The organism is Pedobacter panaciterrae (genome assembly GCF_013204795.1).
In the GTDB taxonomy this organism is placed as follows: Bacteria; Bacteroidota; Bacteroidia; order Sphingobacteriales; family Sphingobacteriaceae; genus Pedobacter; species Pedobacter panaciterrae.
The window spans coordinates 1,007,180-1,029,118 of the sequence record NZ_JABMKW010000008.1 but is presented as its reverse complement, the minus strand read 5'-3'; the positions used below and the strand labels follow the sequence as shown (position 1 = coordinate 1,029,118).

The following is a 21,939-nucleotide window of genomic DNA, read 5'->3' as shown; positions in this document are numbered from 1 at the left end:
CTCTCCTAATGTACCTTATAAACCAACAACAGACTAAATAGTTTTCATTTCAGGATTTTTTTCTATGCCGCAATACCGACCATTCAATGCCCTGCAGTAGCAACTTCCTGTAATTGGGATTTCCAAAGGCTTCCGGCCCATGTCCTAGTTGGATGAACAATACATCTGCTTGTCCATAGGTATTAATCCATGCGATATCATGTGAACTCCCTGGATGAGTAGTACTAAGCAGGGGTCTGATGTTTGGCTGAGTACCAAAATGGCCATATACTTCATCGTAAATCTCGAAATCTTTAAGCCCTTTGGTAACAGGATGCTTATGGTCTTCAATTTTTACGGGTATAATAACATCGTGCTGGTAGCTTGATTTTATGGTATCCCCTTTTACAACGGTTGCCTGCTCATAATATTTACCTCCAATGATCTTCTGAAACTCATCCCAATCCTGATAAGATACCAAAGAATGATGCAAAAATATCATTGCCTTTCCCTTGTTCAACAAATGCATATAAGCCTGTTTTTGTACAGAAGTAATGGAATTGTACATATCGTAAAAAACCAGGGCATCATACTTATCAACAGCCGGAGAGGCGATCAGCTCATTGGCTGCAGGTTGTTCCAGTTTGTCATAGCTAATATTCTTGCTTAATGAATCAAACATATGATAAAACGGCTCCTGCTTAAAACCATGCCCGCCTGTAATGACCAGGATGTGTATCTTCTTCTGTGCAAAACAAGCTATACTAATGATACATAGCAGGATGGTCATTCTCATTGATTTCATAATTTTCATATTATTGTTAGCTCCAGCTGTTCGCCTCTTTTTGTATCAAACGTAAATGTTTTACCAGCTAACACCTCTACCTTCTGCCCGTTCCTGATTAACTGCACTTTTTTTCCCAACCAAGGGTTGTCTATACTGCATGGTCTACCCGCCTCGCTTACTAGTTTAACATATTCAATTTTGCCATTTTTCAGGCGGCTGCTTACTAAGAAAGCACCATAGGCCCGCAATTGCTCAAAGCTTGCATCTTTAGCCTTGTTCCAGTTTGGAAATATTCTGATCACCTGTTCATAACTCTGCATCATCATTTCGTTTATCGTTAATGGAACCGCGGCAAGGGTTTCTGTCCCTCCACCATCAGCAGTGATCCACAGATTTGGAAGCGATTGCAGTGCAATCCGGTCTTTCAGCTGTTTAATAATTTCATCAGAATCATATCCAACCCTTACCGCGGCAGGAAAACAGGTTTCAATTCCATTACCCAGCGTATTTGCCCATTCACCCGGAGCTTTCATTCTTTCCTTCCATCTGCTTACATCACTAAGCAGGATCTGGTTAAAAGCTGAATCCGTTTTAGGGCCACATACACCACCCGGAAGTATCAACCCATGGATAGAAACCCGTGCCAAACCGGAAATACGGCTATGCCTGACCGAAGGGCTCTTTTCAACTTCTTTTAAGCTCAGTTTACCATCTACTTCACCCACAGTAAAATCACTTATATGTTTTACAATATGCTGCCATTTATCTACCCTTTCAGGGTCGACTTTTAAAAAGCTACTTACATCAATGATTCCCTTAAATAACATTTTCACAAGGCCAACAGAAAGTGTCGAATTAAAATCGCCCAATTGATCTCGCCATTTCCCCTTATTTTTAAGGTTTGGCATCACCTCACCATAATGATCCATATAAATCACATAACGCCCGTTCTCAAACTTTAAATAATCCTCCCAAAAATCAGCACATTCCAGCATATAAGGATAAACTTTTTGGGCATAAGCGGTGTCATAAGTACTGTAAAAACGCATCAGCATATTCCCTACACTAAAAACAGCGTTGATCTTTTGGCCTAAAAATTTATATCCTCCATCAATGGTATTCTCCTTTGTCGCATATCTTTTTTCCATTTCATCCGGAGTAAGCGGCCAGCGGGTAGTTACCAATCCCTTAGGGCCTATTCCAACGGGATAATAAATCCCTTTAATATGAAGTAATTCCTGGGCGTGTTGTTTTCCCTTTTCCATATAATCCAATAAGGGCTGATCGAAATTAGCCGTCTGATCTATGTAATTGGACGAATATGCAGCCCAATAGGGAGCCTGGTAGTTATAATTTAAATGATAATCCCCTCCCCATGAGGATGAATCCCTGGTTATAAATGGTCCCCAGATACCGGGAGCAAATTTATTCCCTCTTGAAGTAGATCCGAACAGATATTGTGAAGCATAATAATACTTCTCAATTAAGGAGTCGCCAATTTGAACGTTTGAGCGGCTCCAAAAATCCTTCCACCAGCCCTCATGTTCTTTCTTTATGGCCGCAATTGAATTTTGTGTTGTAGACTGCGCCTCTTGGATCGTCTTTTCCTTCCAATCATTTTTATCGTAATTGGTATACATGGTAACAGATAGGGTGAGTTTCTGGTTGGCTTTCATATTAAGCGTCCCATCTTTCTCAACTTTTCCGCCCAGTACTTTTAGTGCGATAGCAACATACGAAGGCCATTCCAGTAATGGAGTATTCTCGAAAGAGCGGGTTACCCAAATCACATCTCCATTAATACCTTTTGTGTTTACAGAGGTATTTCCTTCAGTAGCATTTAAGGCAAGGTTCATTGTAAAGGCCTTATTTGCTGTAAATTCTGCAATCACCGTATTCGTTGTAGCCGATACCCAGGAGTTAAGGATTACTGTAAGATCATCCTTCGTAAACTTTCCCGCAATTAAGGCCCTGTCCTGAATTTGTTCTGCATAATAATTAGCGCCCTTAAGGGCGCTAATATGAACTTCCAACCATCCTGGCAAAGCAATACCTCCTCCGGGATAAACCGGATATGCCCGCCAGAAATCATTTTTACCTAAGTAGAACAACAATTTATCAGGGCTACCACCAAGGGTAAGCCCAATATCTCCATTTCCCGCCAACGGACCATCTGGAGTTTTTGACGTTGGGACCTTTTTAGGCGCAGTTGCGAAAACAGCTTTATATCTTCCTGAATATATTTCCTGTGCCTTACTTTTTTGAGCAAAACAGAACAGGATCAGAAACATGGCCCACAGACTACGCACTACCTAAAAGTTTGGATTCTGTGTCCACACGGCTTTCATAATATCCATTTGGCTCAATGGAATCGGAAAAAGGTAAGACTTAAACTTTCTCTTTGTTCCTTTGGCATCATAAGCTACCTGAGGGATAACCTGATCTGCTATTTTCCATCTGATTAAATCGTTGTACCGTAAACCCTCAAAGGCAAGTTCTACTCTACGCTCGTTTCTAATGATTTCACGGGTCAGCACAAGCTGTGCCGGCATATTAACTCCAGGTCTTGCCCTTACATCATTCAATGCCTTTAAAGCACGCGGGTCAGCACCTTGCCCATTTTCAAACATGGCCTCAGCATACATCAGCAACAGATCGGCATAGCGGATTTTAACCATATGCTGATCACTCAATGTAGCACCAGATGCATTATTTATAGCAGGATTTACCCATTTTTTAAAGGCCATAGTGGTATAAGGAATTTGTCCTTCAGCCGTACTTCCAGCTTGTTTAAAGCCTCCCGGATTGTATGCCCACGGATCCCCCGCTTCAAAAATGGTCATCTTTCTGCGCGGATCATTTGGCTCATAAGCATTCTTCAGTTCTACCGTTGGAAATACCGACATACGCCCACCAATAACCTGATCCAAAGAGTGATAATCATCTGGGGCTTTAAATTGCACAGAGAACATGATCTCTTTGTTGTTAATTTGATTACCAAAAAATATACCTGCATAATTATCAGAAAGCCTAAACGGATTACCGGCATCACCAATTAATGTCCAGGCTGCATCAGCCGCCTCACCATATCGTTGATTATTTAACAGCACCCTGGTTTTAAGCGCTATTGCTGAACCTTTTACTGCACGGCCGTCACTAAATGCAGTTGCTGGCAAGTAAGAAATGGCCAAATCAAGATCTTTCAGGATCTGGGCAACTACCTCGGTTTTAGGTGATCTGGGTGTTTTCAAAAAATCGCCATCCAATGTAGCTGGTTTCAAAATAAGTGGCAAATCTCCATAAAGCTGGGTAAGATCATTATAGTAAAAAGCCCTTAGAAACAAAGCCTCGCCTTTCATTTTGTTCCGTACAACATCTGTAATTACACTAACACGGTCTATGTTGTCCAGAAAATAATTACAATAAGCAATTCCCTGAAAACCAAAAGTAAAAGATTTACTCACAATTCCTGTTGTCGCAGAATTATGCTCTCCCCTCATTACAATATCAAATGCTTCGTAATTAGAGGTATTGGACGCATTGTCAGACAGCGCTTCCCAGTAAAGGAAATTACCGCTTTGCCCTGCCCCATTGGAAATAATTGGTTCTTTAAGCTTATAATAGCAAGCTATAAGTGCCTTATTGGCCTCTCCTTCTGTTTTCCAAAAATTTTCGGAATTGGGATTAGAAAGCGGATCTGTATCTAAAGTCTTCTTACATGAAAACACCATTGTGCTCAACATCATCAGAAGCATTGTTTTTATATATATAGTCTTCATAACATCAATGATTATAGTGTTACTTTCACACCGAATGAATAAATTTTAGCCTGGGGGTAAATTGCTGCCCGGCCACTGGCTGCTGCCCGTTCAGGATCGCTCCCTTTAAAAAAGTCGCTAAATGTTAGCAGATTGTCTCCAGATACATATAATCTTAGTGCCTTAATTTTAGCTCTGTTAATTAGCTTGGCCGGGAAGCTGTAACCCAGCTGAAAATTCTTTAACCTCAAATAAGAAGCATCCTGTAACCACCAGTCAGAAACCTGAGTATTAGGCGTATAATTTTCGTTGAAAATATGAGGGATGGTATTTGATGTACCTTCTCCATCCCAGGCATTTCTCCAGAACGTAGGCGGCGGCCCTGCTTGTCTGAATGGCGCAATTCCCCATTCTTTAACATAGATCTTACGGCCTTGAACTCCCTGGAAGAAGAAACTCAGGTCAAAGTTTTTATAATCAGCGTTGAAGCTTAGTCCGTAATTAAATTTAGGGAAAGCCCCTCCAACAACCATTCTGTCATCTGTAGTAATTTTGCCATCAGGAACACCATTTGGCCCACTTACATCTTTGTATTTCATGTCGCCAGGTTTAGGTTTAACAAGTGGAGTTGGACCATTGTCAATTTCGACCTGATTTTGATAGATGCCATCAAATACATACATAAAATAAGAGTTATAAGGCAGCCCTTCCTGATTGATCGTTCCATTGCCGCCATTAATTTCACGCGCACCATATTTCACTACCTTATTTTTGTAGGTCTCAAAATTCCCCTGCACTTTGTAATGAAAATCATTGATCTTGTTTTCGTATCCCAGCGAGACTTCGAAACCAGTGTTGTTCATTTCGCCAAGGTTTACTGTTGGACCGGCAACGCCTATAAAATCAGGCACCTGAAGTGGCCTCAAAATATCCGTTGTGTTTTTAGAATACCAGTCTACGCTACCAAACAACGATGATTTAAATAAACTGAAATCCAGACCTATATCGGTTACCGTAGTTGTTTCCCAGGTAATATTTCTATTAATCAGATCGGTTCGGGTTACCCCTTGCTGTAAAGAGCCTCCAATATTGTATAAAACCGGATTCAAAACATCCTGATATGGATAAGGCATTGATTCACCACCAAGCGATCGATTAACATTCTGGTTCCCAACCTGTCCCCATGATACCCGCGCTTTTAGGTTATCCACCCAATCAACAGATTTCAGGAAGTCTTCCTGCGAAATTCTCCATCCGGCAGAAGCAGATGGAAAAAATCCCCATTTGTTTCCTTTCGGAAAACGTGAAGAACCGTCATAACGGAAGTTTCCTTCCAGCAAATATTTCTCCTTGTAATTGTAATTGATCCTTCCAAATAGCGATTGTAGTGCCCATTGATAAGCATAACCATCGGCCAGCTGTCCACCCGGAGAATAAGACCCAAGTTCGATCAAATCATCAGAAGGGGCATTTCTTTTAAAGCCCTGTAAACGATCGTAGCGAAAAGTTTCCTGACTTCCTCCCAATAACGCAGAGAAGTTATGTACTTCATTAAAGGTTTTGGTATAATTTAATGTTCCGAATACAGTATACTGAACATCCTTTTCGTTTCGAACGGTCAGGTTATTTTCACCTACGGTTCCGTTCCATTGTGTATTGTACAGGTATTGTCCGCTTGCATCCGGCAGGAACATATATCCCGGTACACCAACAACATGTACCTTCGTTTGCTTATCATTATATTTTACTGCGCCTTTAATCTCTCCTTTTAATCCAGGAAGAATATCTACATCAAGAAATGCAGATGCCAGTGTATAATAGTTCTTGATATACCTTCCGCCATTTTCTGCCGTGGCCACCGGATTCTTATTTCCTCCTTCCTGAATAAAGGCTTTAGCAGCATATCTTCCACTTCCATCCGGAAGTTTTGGTGTAAATGTAGGGTGAGCAGCTAAGGCACTTAAAATCTGGTCTTCTGTCGAATTTCCATCAAAATTATTATTCAATGCAGTCTCATTCCGGTCTCCTTTAGAAAAAGCAATGTTGGTTCCGAAAGTGACTTTATTGTTCAAACTTGTTTTAAAGTTAAACTGTGCATCATATCTTTTATAACCGGTTGCTATAAGGATACCATCCTGATCAAGATAGCCGGCACCAAAATTATACGTTGTTCCTTCCTTACCACCATTAACACTCACATAATGCTGTTGCATTGGAGCTGTGCGAAAAATCGCATCCATCCAGTCGTAACTTGGGTATTGTGCAGGATTTGTAATGGCACCCTGGCGGTATTGCTCAATCTGATCGGGGGTATAGATTTGGTTGGCACTTGTACCGGTGTGCGCAATTGCTTTATTAAGCAATTCCATAAATTCAACAGAATTGGTAATCCTGTCATAGATAGAAGTGGCCCTCTGACTGCCATAATTATAGCTATAGTCAACATTTAATCTTCCTGCTTTACCAGCTTTGGTGGTTACCAAAACCACCCCATTTGCAGCCCTGGAACCATAAATTGCTGCCGAAGCAGCATCCTTTAATACAGAGATACTTTCTATCTGATTTGGGTTTACATTATTTAAATTACCTTCTACACCATCTATCAGGATAAGTGGATCATTGCCTGCACCACTAAAAGTACCCTGACCACGAATTTGTATAGTTGCACTCTCTGCTCCCGGCTGACCAGAATTCTGTGTTACCTGCACACCCGGCATTCTGCCTTGTAATAAAGAGGTTGTGTTTGGTGCCTGCCTGGTGGTTAACTCTGTACCCGTAACATTACTTACAGCCCCGGTGAGGTTCACTTTCTTTTGTGTGCCATAACCTACCACCACAATCTCAGAAAGCGCGCTGCTTTCTTCTTTTAACACCACATTAATGGAGGTACGGTTATTTACAGGAATTTCCTGTTGTGCAAAGCCAATAAAGCTAAATACAAGCGTTCCCGTTCCATCAGGCAAGGTCAGCGCATAATTACCATCACCATCTGTTATGGTACCAGTATTACTTCCTTTAAGTTTTATATTAACACCAGGCAATGGCCCGCCCTTTTCGTCAGTAACCTTTCCTTTAAGTTCTAATTTTTGAACCGAAGTACTTTTGGCTGGTATAATATCGGCCACATTATCTTTAATGATCACCGTTTTGTCCTTAAACATATAAGTAAAAGGTTGCCCCTCAAAACAGCGTTTTAATACTTCTTCAAGCGTTTCATTGTTAACTGAAATATCTACTCTTTTCGCTTTCTTTATATCTTCCAGATTGTAAAAGAAATCGTATCCACTTTGTTTACGGATTTCTTTAAACAATTGTTGCAGACTGGCATTCTTTTTTGAAAAGGTGATACGTTGAGCCTTACTTGCCTGGGCAATCTGCAAAAAGAGGGTGATTAGTAAAATTGTAGTAATCTTAACTCTCATAATTAGTTTACTATGATCTGTCTCTTTAAATCTGCGTAAAGCAGAATTCATAATCAGCAGAAATTTAGGTACAAAGCTCCGCGGCTTACATACAGATTGTTTGTAAAAGTTCATACATTTGTTTAGTTGGGGTTTAACGAAAAAATAACTCTTGGAGGGTAATCCCAGCCATTTTTTACCGGGAGTGGTTCGAAGCACTTCCGGTTTTTTAGGCTTGGCCTGGTTGTTACAGCATAATACCGATTCCAGGCTTTATTACCTCAAATCAGGGTATAAGTTGTGTGGTCATTCTTCTTCTCATGCTGTTTATTTTTTTGGTTAGTTATAAATATTTGCTTGTTTATTTTTTATCGCGCAATACCGTGATCCGATTGCCTTCAATTACAAAATGTATTTTGCCTGTGGACTCCATAATTCCTAATACCGACGATATGTTTTTTGAGCGGGAGATCAAGCCACCAAATTTCACATCATCAAACTCGCCTTTATAGATCACTTCTACATCATACCATCTTGCTACTTTTCTCATAATACTTTTCAGATCATCGCCATCAAATACAAAGTCTCCGTCTTTCCAGGCCAGAATACTTTCCGTATTCACTTCTTTTACATTTATTTTCTGATCACCCAGCTCGCTCTGCTCACCTGGCCTTAACAATACGTTGTTATCAGTCGCATTCACATTAGATTTTGAGCGGATTACCCGAACACTACCTTCTAAAAGGGTAGTTTTTATTGGGCCTTCGTCTTTGTAACTGTTGATGTTAAAGTGTGTTCCCAGAACCTCTACTTCTTGTCCTTCGCTTTTAACAATAAATGGGATTTTACCGGGTAGTTTAGCTACTTCAAAATAGCCCTCTCCTTTCAATTCAACAACTCTTTTACTTCCACTAAATTTAGTTGGATAACGTAATAATGAAGCGGCATTTAGCCAAACCCTTGTGCCATCAGGCAAATTAACCTGATACTTTCCTCCATTGGGCGTTTCTATGGTATTGAATAACTGAACTCCATTTTTACCCTGGAGGTCAGAGTCTGATACTGTGTAAACCAGCTGACCATCTGCAGTTTTATTAATTACCAAGCCCTCCTGTTTAACCACCTCACCATTAGCCGCATCGGTTAATGAAATCCTTTTGCCATCGGCAAGTGTTAAAAATGCTTTGTTACCTCCCGGAGGGATGTCTTGTTTTTTTGAAACGCCAGCTATTGAGGGGCGGTTCCCTGGCTTGTTTAAATAAATAAAACCAATGAAACCGATGATGCTGATTACAGCTGCCCAACTGGCAACTTTAAGTAAGAGCTTACTTATCTGAACAGGCTGAGATTCCTTATCCTTCTGGGCCGACAATGCCGCCCATACCTCGTCTTTAGTATTGCTAATAATTTTATGTGAAGGAGCCTCCTTTCCAGAATGTAATTCCAGATACCAGCTTTCAACAATTGCTTTTTCTTCTTCAGAGCAATTGCCGGCCTTGTATTTTTCTAACAGTTCTCCGGGATCCCTATGCATACAATATATTTGGTATTTATACTTTATGCTACTATGACAGGAAAGCTGGGGGGTATGGGGTACTTATTTTAATAAAAAAAAGATAAAGGAATAAAATCCCGCTATCGGACTGCCCGTCATCTCGAATGTAAAGAGAGATCTCTTGGCCACGGAGTAACTGCGAACCTTTGCATAATCAGGAGATTTCTCCTATCGTCGAAATGACGGCAGCTTAAAACAATCTGGCATTGGTATTCAAACGCTATATGAAGTACAAAAACAAACTATAAAAAGCAATAACAAATAAATCAAACTTGGGCCTAAGTATGCGTAAAGCCTTTTTCACATGCATGCGTACGGTCTGTTCAGATATCTGAAGCCTAACTGCAATCTGTTTATAAGAGAGGTAGTCTCTCCTGCTCAGTTCAAACACTTCTCTCATTTTAGATGGTAAGGCCGAAATTTCCCGTTCAATCATCTTTCTCATTTCAACCTCCCTTATTCTATGATCTGCAAAGTAGGTATCGCGATCTATAAAGCCAGCCAGTGAGCTGATGTATTTATTTTCTACAGCATTGTGCGAAATACGGTTTATAATACGGTTCCTGATGGCCGAATATAAATAAGAAGATAGGCTACGATCAAATGAAATGGTTTCGCGACGCGTCCATAATATTTCAAATAATTCCTGAACTACGTCTTTTGCCTCGTCCTGATCGTTTAAAAGCTTACAGGCATGTACAAATAATAAACCATAAAAACGGTCAAAGATGGCAGTGTATGCCAAATGATCTCCTTTCTTCAAGAGATCAGCCAACTCCTCATCGTTTAATTGTTTATATAATAACATTGGTAAAACTGTAAATGGACTTTACGCCCATGCCCGACACAATTATTGAAACTAGAATTTTATATTTGATTAGTATCCAGATCAAATGTAACACATTACCGCTCCCGTGCTTACGCTCATATTGGCTTTTTATTCAACTATTTTGCCATAAAAGGTTTTTGGTTTAATTATTTAAATGAAAGATGCAGAAAGGATACACCCTGTCTTGGCAGTAAGATTTCTAAATTAGCAGTTCCATTTTTAGTTTTAAGTATCGAAGGTTTTTCGAGCATAGCCAGTTGCCCGGCTTTTTCAAGTTGTTTGATTTGTACAGCTGTCGGACTTACCGGAGAACCCATTTTTTTCCAAACTTCGTACGAATTGCTGTGCTGATCATCAATACGATAATGTTTAAGCTCTATTGTTTTCGAGGGCAATCCATTAAGCTGAATGTTAACTTTTTCGGCGCTGCCTTTTTCATCAGCATCATGATAATTCCAAACCATAACCGCAGCAGATTTTGCATCTTTTGATGCCAATGCGCCAATATCTGTGTGGGCACCACGAATACCAGATGCTAAAATACTATCCAGAGGATACATTCTGTTTGCATCAACCTTTACCAAATCACCTCTCATCATTCCAAACATCCTGAATACATTCAATACCGGTTTATCAACTCCATTAGTTGCCAGGTCTCTGAAACCATAAAACCATGGTTGGTTTTCAAATTCAAAAGCCCAGGTAACCGCACCAATCAGGTTAGATTTCAGTAAGTGAGCCAGTTCATATTTACGGGCAAAAGATGCGGCAGTATAGCTGGAATACATGGTTCCGTTTCGATATGCATTTTGAGGATCAGTAGCCATACCGCAAGCGGCACATCCTTCGGGGTCCGACTCTCCAATCACTATCGGTAGATCCTTTAACTGCGGATAAGCCGCAATGACCTTTAAATTATCATTAATGTTTCGAAGCTGACTACGGATTCCCATAACCACTCTTCCATTTTCCAATTTTGGAGATCCTTTGGCATGAAATAAAAGGATATCAAGCGGCGATCCGGTTTTTCCGGTTGCATAATTCGTCTCAAACAAACAGTGTTTTATAAAAGCATCCTGAAATTTCATTGCTCCCCCTGTAATATCAGTCCCTCCAATTTTTGCCGTTGGCAAAGCTCTTTTAACAGCATCGGCAGAATAATCATATAATTTAAAAAATTCCTGCTGTGTTCCTCTCCAATATTGCGAATCTGGTTCGTTCCAAAGTTCCCAATACCAGCTTTCTACTTCTTCTTTTCCGTAACGCTCAACACTATGTTTTACCCATTGATAAACAAGCTCTGTCCATTTATTGTAATCTTTAGGAGGATACGCCCAACCAGTAAAAATATCGCTGTATTTATCACCTGGTTTCCAGTTATGTTTATAAGGAACAGGTTTGCTCGAGAGTGCTTCGGGCATAAAGCCAATCTGTGCCAGCGGTTTCATACCTCTTTTGATATAAGTATCAAAGATACTGTCGATAATAGACCAGTTATAAACCGGATTTCCACTGGCATCTTCGGTATAAGCATTTGTTGAGCCCCATTTTAAAGCAGCCACACCATCACCGGTTACCAATAAACTATGCGCCCTAACGAACACCGGTACGGGACTTGCCGCCGCAATTTCGGTCAGTAATTTCTTACCATCCTTCATATAGGTATAATTTGGTTCATCATATCCAAACCAGGCCCATAGTGGTTTCATTGGCGCTATTGATGCTGAAAAATCAACAGCAACCTTTACCGGCTCATTTTTATTCGTTTGAGCGTAGGCAAGGCTGTTTATGCCTACTGCAATGATAAAGAGTTTAATACTTTTTTTTAATAGCATGTGCTTTGGTTTAAGCGATATATCTTTTATACGATTAACGATCATCCAAATTAAATATATAGCTTTTTTTCTTTCTAGTATAATCCGCTAAGCCAATTGAAAAATAAAGTGCCTCTAAAATTACCCGCAGATTCCAGAGCGCTTATACGGCGATTTCATCGTCAGCATAAACAGGGAGATAACAGGGAGGTAACAGGGACATAGTAGGGATAAAATCCTTTTAATATCCCTATATAGTTCTAATCAAATTTTTATTTATAAAAAGATATTAATATATTATATATCAACCTTTTAGCAATTATAATTATGGCAATTATCAAAAACGGAATTTTAGGAGGATTTAGCGGAAAAGCGGGCACTGTTGTCGGTTATCAATCAAAGGAAAGAAGCCTTATGCGTGGCAAACCAAGGCTTAGAACAAGCCCACCCACGCCAAAAGAATTAATAAACAGAGAAAAATTCGCCTACGTGCAGGCATGGCTACAACCACTACTTGAATTTTTACGTGTTGGATTTCAGGGATATGCGGCCAATTTTGAGGGTTTTGTAGCTGCAAAATCTTACAATTCTAAAAATGCGCTAATTGGGATTCCCTCCTATTTCCAGATCAATCCGGCCCTGGCATTGGTAAGTTTTGGAGATATGAGCCAGGCCACCACTGCAACAGCCGTTGCAGAAAGCGGAAATGTAATTAGCTTTAGCTGGACAGGTGGCAATTTTGCTTATGACGACAGAGCAATGCTGGTGGCTTATGACATAACCGGTGAGCGGGCAAAATTTAATACCGCATCTGAAAGAGCTAAGGAAGGATTTGCCAAACTTAAGATGGATGAAAGTTTTGTTGGAAAACAAGTAGATGTATATCTGGCCTTTGTGTCGGAAGATAGAAAACGACGCAGCAACAGTCAGTACCTTGGGTTGGTTACTGTTTTGTAAGTGTTGCTTCTATTTGCTGGCTTTTAACATAATTGGCGATCATTGAGCGGACAGACTTATGAAAATAGGCCTTAACATCACTAATGCTTCCGATCTGTAATTTGTTATGCCAGAATTTGACAAAAAATTCGACTAATAAATCATCTGCAACACTTTCATTTTTGATTGTCTTAACCGTATAACTAAATAAATAAGGATACAATGATTTGTGAAGCAAGGCAAAAGACTGCTCTTCGCCTTTTATTGAGTTATCCCACAACTCCGTCAATTCATTAACTTTTTGCATGTTTAAATATTTGGCTTATTCAAACTTACAAAAGCTAAACCTGTTTAGCTAACAATAAACAAGTTTTATTCATTTAATAAAAAAATAGCATAAAAAATATCAAAGTCACATAAAAACAATTACTATTATTAAAAATATTAACGGTTTTATTATTTATCTGGCAAGCTTTCCTTAAGCGAGAAAAATAAAGTTCCAAAACCTGCATTATCTGCATTAAACCCCGCACCTTCGGGTCTTAATTTATCTGCCGCAGCCTTTGTATATTTATACTGTTCAGCTGGTATTCCCTTTACCCTAAAGGCATAATGATTATACACCTGTTCAAAAATAGAGCGGAGGTTGCCCCTACCATTGGTAGAAATTGTGGATGCAGGAAACCGGCCGCTAATATCCATGTGGGGTTCAAAGGGTACATCTTCACCTAAATTATATTTGGCCGTGTATTCGAATCCTTTTAAAAGTCGGTTATCTGAGAATTTATACATGTCCAGGCCCTGATTCCATCCAATTTCGCACATCTCGGCAAGGTGACCAATTCCCAACATACTGTGTGGCTGATCGCGGCCGCTCTCTTGACCCTGCCCGGCTTCATTGACAATGTAATGCAAAAGACTCCCATTTCCAGGGCCTCTGTAAAAAAAATCTACTGCCTTATCAAACATCTCATGATCATCATTAAAAACTGCAATAGACATCATACCTTTCATACAAGCTAAATCCCAGTTTCCATGTGCCCAAAGCGCAAAATATTGGATGGGAGGATAAAATACATTACTAAACATGTCCTGGCATTTCTTAATTTCTGCCTGCGACCATTTAGGATAAGTGGCACGCATAATTTCGGCAGCACTGGCCATTTTAAATACATTCAACCCTGCTCCAAGCTCTACATCGGTACCATCAAAGATTTTAAAGGTATCAGACCAGGCATTGATAATCCGAACCGCTGCTTCTGCATGAGCTTCATCTCCGGTAATTGTCCACATCAGTGCATTCTGATAAGCAGCACATACATCCTTTTCAAGATTACCTATGTTTTTCCCGGCTCCCGTTAGCAGACTTCTTTCTGCATGTGCCGCTGCGCTTGGCTTCCAGCTGGCGCTAGAATAAGGACTTTGTTTAAATTTTTCAAATCCGCTCTTCCAGGGTTCAATTCCCCTGGCTACCATATCCTTCATTCTTAGCAGGTCGGAAGACGAATGCAGCAGGCCAGGATGTGTAAAAGGAGCCGGATGATAAGCTTTCGGCTTTTCCAATTTTAATACCTGTGCATTACTCATTGATGAAATAATCACTAAAAAAGTGCACATGAAAATTCTGGCAAATAAAAATCTGATCATTGTATGTTGTTATTTTAACAGTAAAAATGAATTAGGCAGTTTCGGATTTCCGTTAGGATACTCGATATACTGCTTACTTAAAGCAAAAAAACCGATGAAATCTGCATTAAATTCGGGATGTGTTGTTACGTTCCCCTTCAGGTTAACTTTAACATTTGCACCACGCTCAGTGTGTATCAAATGGAAATTGGCATCATCTACAAAATTGTTGTAATCTATCTTGCATCCCGTACAGCTTTGGGTATCCAGCTTTTGTTTTACAAAAACATTCCCAAACCAGCGATGGTCTATATTGAGAGAAGGAATGGTTTGTTTGATGACTAAAGTATGGGGCAGATAATTACTTGTGGCCACCGATTTCCCTGGCTGACGTTCATTGGTAAAACTACAATTGTAAAACAGGTTTTTGATAAAAACATTCGCTTCACTGGCGAGCATTTTGACACCTGATTTTCCGGCCTGATTTCCCGAAGCAAGCACATTGTTGTCGACCAGCGCCGGCCCATGGCTGTTGAAAAGATATATTGCATCAGCCCCTGTATCAGAAATTATATTTTCGCTGATCCGCGTAGCCTGAAACAAGGGTCCCAGATAAATACCAAAACCTTGCTTTCCTTTGATCTGGCGGATTAAGTTCCCTTTAATCACAGCGTCTATGGCCACTGCCAATCTGATGCCGGCAGATTCTGTGCCTGTGTACAACCCTTCGGTATTGATCTTTTCAATCAGGTTTCCATTTATCAAACTTGCAGTGCCTCCCGCTAAACCAAAAATTCCTGCCTGGCCGCAGTTTAATATATGGTTATTACGAATGACGTGATGACCAACCTTTTCGATTTCTTTATAATTGCTTAACTCCGGGTTTCTTGGGCTGGCTTCAGGATACGTTTTACCGGTATTACCAATTGAGATACCCACGCCACTGCAATTGTCTACGGTGCAGTTTTGGATGATCCAGTGTGTTCCTCCACCCGTCTCAATTGCTCCTCCCTGTTTTCCATAGATGCTGGAAATGGCGCTCACTACCTGACTCACATGAATTCCATCTATCGCAATATAATTTACATTTTCCAAAGCTGAAATTCCGGATGACCTTACGGGTATTTCGGTAAGCGATTCGTTGGGATTGCTTTTACCAAAATTTGCTTTGATCATAACTTTTCCACCACCGTTTTCTGCTATCCAGCTTAATACAGCTCCATTTACGTGTTTAAGCTCATTCTGCTGCTGCATTTTTACATTATTGAAAAAAATAATGCCTTTAAACGATGAGGTATCTATAAGCAATTTCCAAATGCCGTTTTTTTCTTTGGTCCAGCTTTTTGCCTGTTCAGAGCCTCTAATGCTTACGGTTTCGCCTTTAGCGGCTTTTATGGTAATCCTTTGTTGTTCAGATGCCCCACTCCTATTTAATACTACGAGTTCCCTGTACATACCTTTCCGAACAATCACCTGGTCCCCTGGCTCTGCTTTTAATATAGCCTGGCTAATAGTCAAAAGCGGCCGCGCAAAGGAACCATCGGCAGAATCATTTCCGGATTTGGATACGTAAATCAACTTACCAGAGCCTGGTGTCTCCTGAAAAAAAGCATTAACCAAAAAAGATTGGGCAAGGCAAAGACTAAGAAACAAAACAATTTTTTTCATTTAAAATCTAGTTATAATGATATGACAACATAATGGGCTTTTTATACTCATTGGCTCACTCATCATGCTGACCACGAAATAGCTGCGAAGCAAAATTATCAATGACAGATTGTTTAAAACTGTCGTCATCTCGAACGTTGTGAGAGATCTCTTGAACTGGCAGAACCAAGGGATCTCTCACAACGTTCGAGATGGCGATGTGCCTTGCATGACGAAATGTACCCATATGTTATTCCCACCACGGCAGAAATAAAGCTAACAAACTATAATTTATATACAAAACACACCAATAAAATCTGGCAAGAGAGTATTGAATGGAAAGTGCTGCGTCTATAGATAAACCACTTAAACCGAGCGTATGAAAAGGATTCCTTAGGATAAAGAGATTTTATGTTAATTAATCTTGCCGCAACTATTTAGAATAGGAAAGCGGTCTTTTTATTTTTCCATTTAAAGAACCAAATAAATTTATGAAACTTCACTTACAAAATTCAACTCAATGGAGTAAGATTATGAGGGTTGGATTTGGTCAGATGATTCTATTTTCATCATTGATCAATCTAGCCTATTCTAAATCCTCTAACACTCATAACACCCCTGATAGCTTTTCGGATCCCCACTATGCTAGTATAAAGGGCTTAAAAAATAACAGCAGAAATCATTTTGCAAAAATGGATCAGGTAGTGTCGGGTACTGTAACCGATGCCAAAGGAGAAGCAATTCCGGGAGTATCTGTTAAAGTTAAAGGCACCAATCTGGGTGCGGTTACAGATAAAAACGGAAAATTTAAGTTAACCGTACCAAATAGTATAAGTATTCTGGTTTTTAGTTCCATTGGGTTTGAAACGCAGGAATTGGCAGTTAATAACAAAGAAGTTATTAATGTGAAACTAAAAGAAACAAATGATGTATTGGATGAATTGATAGTTGTAGGTTATGGAAAGCAAAAGAAAGCGACACTTACAGGTGCTGTAGAAACTATTGACCGCAAAGTGTTCCAGGATCGTGCTGTAACTAATGTGGGCCTGGCATTGCAAGGTCAATCGCCAGGACTGTTGGTTACCCGTAGTTCACCCCGCCCTGGTAACGAAGGTTTAGCATTCAGGATTCGTGGGAATTCTTCTGTGAATGGTAGCGATCCATTGATTATTGTGGATGGTGTCCCTGTTCTCAATTCCTATTCCTTCCAGAATATGAATAGCGATGATATTGAGAGCATTTCTGTTTTGAAAGATGGGGCCGCAGCAATTTATGGTTCACGGGCTTCCAATGGTGTGATACTGGTAACAACTAAGAAAGGAAAAGGCAAATTACAAGTGAATTACAATGGTAATGCGCGTTTTAATACCAACGGTATTACCGGTTATTCGCCCAATATGCAGCAATATGCTTCAATATGGCTAGCGGCAAACAAAGAAGAAGCCGGACCAAATTACTGGGTTTGGGGAAATAAAGAAAACCTGGAGAAAATGCAGCAAGGTGTGGAAGGCAGATATGATCTTTTTGGAACAGATTACTATATCTTTAATGCTAACCGATTGGATGAGATGTTTGCCACGCGTTATTCTCAACAGCATAATTTAAGTATTTCCAGAGGTACAGACTCAACAGGATATCGTCTGTCTGTGGGTTATGCAAACAACAGAGGAAATTTGGCTACTGCTTATGACGGACAGAAACAATACAATCTTCACTTTAACCACGACTATAAGCTATCTGATAAATTTAAACTTGAATCGAATGTTAGTTTGGTTAATGCCAATACCAGTACACCTTCTGTTGGGCTAGACAATACACTTTATGCTTACGACATGCCTTTTTATCCAGCGAAAAATCCTTTCGGGCAATGGTTTGCCACATTTAACGGAATTGACGGGGGTGCCAACAGAAATGCAGCGGCTATGACAGCTGCCGGTGGGCGAGAAAATAAAAATTCACTTACCGGAAGAGTGGACGTAACCGCCACCTATCAGATTTTTAAGGATCTTGCCCTGGAAGGTTTGGCATCTTTGCAAAACGAGAGATTTAACTCAGAAAGATATGTATTACCTGTGCAGTTGTACAATTGGTATGGCACGCCCACAGGGATTGGTTTAAATACCGGAGGTACAAATAACACTTACAATACTTATGCCTGGCAAGGGCTTTATCAATATTACTCGGCATTGTTACGTTATGAAAAAACATTCAATGGTGTACACAATATATCGGCGGTAGCAGGCCTCAATGCAGAAAAAAGCAACTCGCAACAGGTAACGGCTAACCGTGTGGGTTTTGAAGACCAGGGCGTTTATGATATTAGTCTGGCCGGGTTAGAAACGCAAACAAACAGCGGAACCAAGACCCAAAATGGCAGGTTTTCATACCTGACAAGATTGAACTATAATTATGCCGAAAAATATTTGGCGGAATTGATAGGCAGAAGAGATGGTAACTCCAGGTTTGCCTCAGGCTATAAGTTTAAAAATTTCGGATCTGCACAATTGGGATGGGTATTTACCAAAGAAAGTTTTCTGACGGGCATTACGCCAGTACTTAATTTCGGTAAAATAAGGGCTTCTTACGCAACTACTGGAAATGAGGCATCTGGCTTGGGTGCTTTCGATTACCTGTCGACCGTCAATATTGGCTCTGCTGTTTTAGGTTCGCCTGCTGCACCACAGTCATCAAGTAGTTTGAACAACAACGGACTAATTAGTTATACCCGCACATGGGAAAAAGTAGAGCAAAAAAACCTGGGTATTGATCTGGAATTTTTTGACAGTCGATTAACTACCAACTTTGATATTTTCGAAAAAAACAATATTGGGATGCTAATCAATGTAAGCTATCCTTCTGTGTTAGGAGGTAACGCACCAAAAACCAATAGCGGCAAATTCAATACTAAAGGCTGGGAGTTTGTTATAGGCTGGAAAGACACAAAAGGTGACTTTAGCTATAATTTCGCTTTTAACATTGGTGATACAAAAACCTTGGTATCGGGAGTTGAAGGTGCTGATAGTTATAACGCTGGTAGAAACGGAATCGTAAACGGGCGCCCATGGCAATCCTGGTTTGTTTACAAAACAGATGGCTACTTTAAAAACCAGGCAGAAGTAGATGCATATTACGCTGCCTATGGGTCTAGTACAAACCTGGCCAACATGCCTAAAAACAATCAGGCAGTAGCTTTACGTCCTGGTGATACAAAAAGAGTTGACGTTGCAGGAACAGGTAATATTACCAATATAGGTAACGAAAAAAGCTCTTTGGTATATGCCGGTGATGGCACACCACATTTTAATTTTGGTTTCAATTTGGGTGGTTCATGGAAAGGGTTTGATTTAAACGCTTTCTTTCAAGGTCAGTTGAAACAGAATATCATGCGCAGCGGCTACATGGCTTATCCATTTGGTGCAATATTTACGAATCAGAATCCCGCATTTCTGGGAAAGACATGGACAGAGGGCAATCAGGACGCATTATTTCCTCGTTTAACAGTTAATGGAACCAGGGCTAAATGGAATTATGAAAATAATGATTTTATGTTGCAAAATAACCGATACATCCGTTTAAAAACGTTGATCGTAGGTTATACTTTACCTCAAAGAATTACGGAGAAGATAAAACTATCCAAAGTAAGATTTTACTTCTCAGGAAACGACTTATGGGAAGCAACATCTGTTAAAGATGGTTTTGACCCGGAAATGGGCGAGTCTTCTATAAATAGCGGTTATCCGTTTGCAAGAACGTGGTCGTTCGGTTTAAATGTTGGATTTTAACAACCAGTAATGATTAAAGCAATGAAAAAGATATTCAATTATATAACTATAGGGGTACTTGGCTTCAGTATTTCTGCATGCCAGAAGGATTTTATAGACCTGGACCCTACTGCACAATATACAGATGCAGTATATTTTAAGAAGTCCGCAGATTTTAAAGCATTTGCGGCCGATTTCTATGGCCAGCTACAGGGATGGAGTTTTGGTAATATGGACAATAGCTCAGATCTGTCTGCAAATTCCAATGGAAATGGTTATGATATTGGTTATGGCACCATCGTAGTTGGCAATAATGATTGGAATTATTCCGGTATCCGTAACTGCAATATTTTGCTTGCAAAAGCAAGTACCTATGCAAATGCAGCAGAAATTAGCCAGTATGTAGGCGAAGCTTATTTTTTTAGAGCTTATGCTTATTTTGGTTTACTTAAAACTTATGGTGGTGTACCAATAGTAACAACTGTATTAGATATAAATTCGCCTGAATTAAAGGCAAAACGCAATAGTCGTTATCAGGTGGTAGCACAAATTTTAACAGATTTAGATGAGGCTATTGCAAAATTACCTATTGAGCAAAACATAACTGCCACAGATAAAGGAAGGGCAAGCAAATGGGCAGCCAAGGCTTTGAAAGCCCAGGTCCAGTTGTATGAAGCTACCTGGGAAAAATATGTAGGGCAGACTCCTGATGGAGATGGCACAAGCAAGGGTGCCGGCACAGCCGGATACGACCCTGGTAATATAAACAAGTATCTTACAGATGCTGTAGCCCAATGCGAGGACATTATGACCAATGGGGGTTATGAATTATGGAATAAAAATGCCGATTCAAAAATGGCAAATTCGAGTTCATGGTATTTGTTCAATCTTGAGGATGCAGGGTCTAATCCAGGTGGGTACGACAAGACCTCTAATAAAGAATTCATTTTATATCGGACTTATGATTATACCTATAGACAGGCAAGACTAAACATAACCTGGACCTCGGGACAATTATATCCAAGTCGCAAATTTGTGGATATGGCGGTGTGTACAGATGGATTGCCACCGGCTAAATCGCCTTTGTTCCAAGGGTATCATACCGCAGTTTCAGAATTTCAGAATAGAGACAGACGTTTATTGAACTACTTGTACGCCTCCACTACCGCACCCGCATCTGTTACACTGGACTTTGGAGGCTTAGGGTCAAGTGGCTACGGAAACAGCAAATATGCGGTATACGGATATGGTTCAAGAAGGATTGACAATACTGAATCTGCCAATTGGCCAATTATTCGACTGGCAGAAATTTACCTGACTTATGCAGAAGCATTAGTTGAATTAAATGGTAACATCACTGATGCACAACTGGATGCTTCTATAAATAAATTAAGAGATCGTGCTGCAGTAGCACATTTGACCAATGCATTGGCCGGGGCTAACGGTCTGGATATGAAAGAAGAAATCAGAAGAGAAAGAGCAGTGGAGTTATACCGCGAGGGCAAGCGTTTTGATGACTTAAAACGCTGGGGCATTCTGGAAGTCTCTTTAAATGCTTCTCGATTGGGAAGAGTTGTAGGAGATGCAAGTTATGCCACACCATTTAAAGATGCTTCGGGGCAGCCAACTTCTCTTTATAAACCTACCTCGTATGTATGGGGAGAAGAGGCAGTACAAACGCCAAAAGGGATGCTAAAAAGCGTTGTGGTTTCCAGTTCGGCAAACCATTCTCTTGCACCAAAACATTATTTATATCCTATACCTGTAAACCAAATTATTTTGAATAAGAATTTGCTTCAAAATCCTGGTTATAACTAGTAGGACAGACATTGGATTATCATTAGAT

Annotated in this window: 13 protein-coding genes; 3 read left to right on the top strand and 10 right to left on the bottom strand. The window is 40.1% G+C overall.

Annotated elements, in window-relative coordinates:
• Positions 1 to 49: 49 nt before the first annotated feature.
• The 7 genes from HQN86_RS06475 to HQN86_RS06445 form a co-directional block, all read right to left on the bottom strand.
• Entirely contained in the window at positions 50 to 784 is a 735-nt protein-coding gene (locus HQN86_RS06475) for a ThuA domain-containing protein (RefSeq protein ID WP_172660178.1), read from the bottom strand.
• A gap of 5 nt (positions 785 to 789) precedes the next feature.
• Positions 790 to 3,075, bottom strand: a complete 2,286-nt coding sequence (locus tag HQN86_RS06470) for a glycosyl hydrolase family 95 catalytic domain-containing protein (protein WP_317171660.1) — start codon at positions 3,073 to 3,075, stop codon at positions 790 to 792.
• Positions 3,076 to 3,078: 3 nt separating this feature from the next.
• Entirely contained in the window at positions 3,079 to 4,545 is a 1,467-nt protein-coding gene (locus tag HQN86_RS06465) for a RagB/SusD family nutrient uptake outer membrane protein (protein WP_172660177.1), read from the bottom strand.
• 11 nt (positions 4,546 to 4,556) lie between these two features.
• A complete protein-coding gene (locus HQN86_RS06460) occupies positions 4,557 to 7,946 on the bottom strand; it encodes a TonB-dependent receptor (RefSeq protein WP_172660176.1) in 3,390 nt (1,129 codons plus the stop codon).
• A 340-nt stretch (positions 7,947 to 8,286) separates the two neighbouring features.
• The gene (locus HQN86_RS06455) at positions 8,287 to 9,459 is read right to left on the bottom strand and encodes a FecR family protein (RefSeq protein ID WP_172660175.1); all 1,173 of its coding nucleotides are present in this window, start codon (positions 9,457 to 9,459) and stop codon (positions 8,287 to 8,289) included.
• 241 nt (positions 9,460 to 9,700) lie between these two features.
• Complete coding sequence (locus tag HQN86_RS06450; protein ID WP_172660174.1) at positions 9,701 to 10,288, bottom strand: RNA polymerase sigma factor; 588 nt, start codon at positions 10,286 to 10,288, stop codon at positions 9,701 to 9,703.
• A 167-nt stretch (positions 10,289 to 10,455) separates the two neighbouring features.
• Positions 10,456 to 12,144 carry a GH39 family glycosyl hydrolase gene (locus HQN86_RS06445; RefSeq protein WP_172660173.1) on the bottom strand — a complete coding sequence of 563 codons (1,689 nt, stop codon included), beginning with the start codon at positions 12,142 to 12,144 and terminating at the stop codon, positions 10,456 to 10,458.
• A 306-nt stretch (positions 12,145 to 12,450) separates the two neighbouring features.
• Between HQN86_RS06445 and HQN86_RS06440 the strand changes: the two genes are divergently transcribed.
• Positions 12,451 to 13,080, top strand: coding sequence for a DUF6266 family protein (locus HQN86_RS06440; RefSeq protein WP_172660172.1), 630 nt, complete (start codon positions 12,451 to 12,453; stop codon positions 13,078 to 13,080).
• Here HQN86_RS06440 and HQN86_RS06435 read toward each other — a convergent pair.
• From HQN86_RS06435 to HQN86_RS06425, 3 genes are all read right to left on the bottom strand, one after another.
• The gene (locus HQN86_RS06435) at positions 13,067 to 13,366 is read right to left on the bottom strand and encodes an RNA polymerase sigma factor (protein WP_172660171.1); all 300 of its coding nucleotides are present in this window, start codon (positions 13,364 to 13,366) and stop codon (positions 13,067 to 13,069) included. The genes HQN86_RS06440 and HQN86_RS06435 overlap by 14 nt on opposite strands.
• A gap of 149 nt (positions 13,367 to 13,515) precedes the next feature.
• Positions 13,516 to 14,706 (bottom strand): alginate lyase family protein, encoded by a 1,191-nt coding sequence (locus tag HQN86_RS06430; protein WP_172660170.1) that lies wholly within the window; start codon positions 14,704 to 14,706, stop codon positions 13,516 to 13,518.
• Positions 14,707 to 14,715: 9 nt separating this feature from the next.
• The gene (locus tag HQN86_RS06425; protein WP_172660169.1) at positions 14,716 to 16,353 is read right to left on the bottom strand and encodes a right-handed parallel beta-helix repeat-containing protein; all 1,638 of its coding nucleotides are present in this window, start codon (positions 16,351 to 16,353) and stop codon (positions 14,716 to 14,718) included.
• Between the two features lie 470 nt (positions 16,354 to 16,823).
• Here HQN86_RS06425 and HQN86_RS06420 point away from each other — a divergent pair, with 470 nt between their 5' ends.
• Both HQN86_RS06420 and HQN86_RS06415 read left to right on the top strand, forming a co-directional pair.
• Positions 16,824 to 20,114 (top strand): SusC/RagA family TonB-linked outer membrane protein, encoded by a 3,291-nt coding sequence (locus tag HQN86_RS06420; RefSeq protein ID WP_216854333.1) that lies wholly within the window; start codon positions 16,824 to 16,826, stop codon positions 20,112 to 20,114.
• A 21-nt stretch (positions 20,115 to 20,135) separates the two neighbouring features.
• Complete coding sequence (locus tag HQN86_RS06415; RefSeq protein ID WP_172660168.1) at positions 20,136 to 21,911, top strand: RagB/SusD family nutrient uptake outer membrane protein; 1,776 nt, start codon at positions 20,136 to 20,138, stop codon at positions 21,909 to 21,911.
• Positions 21,912 to 21,939 lie beyond the last annotated feature (28 nt).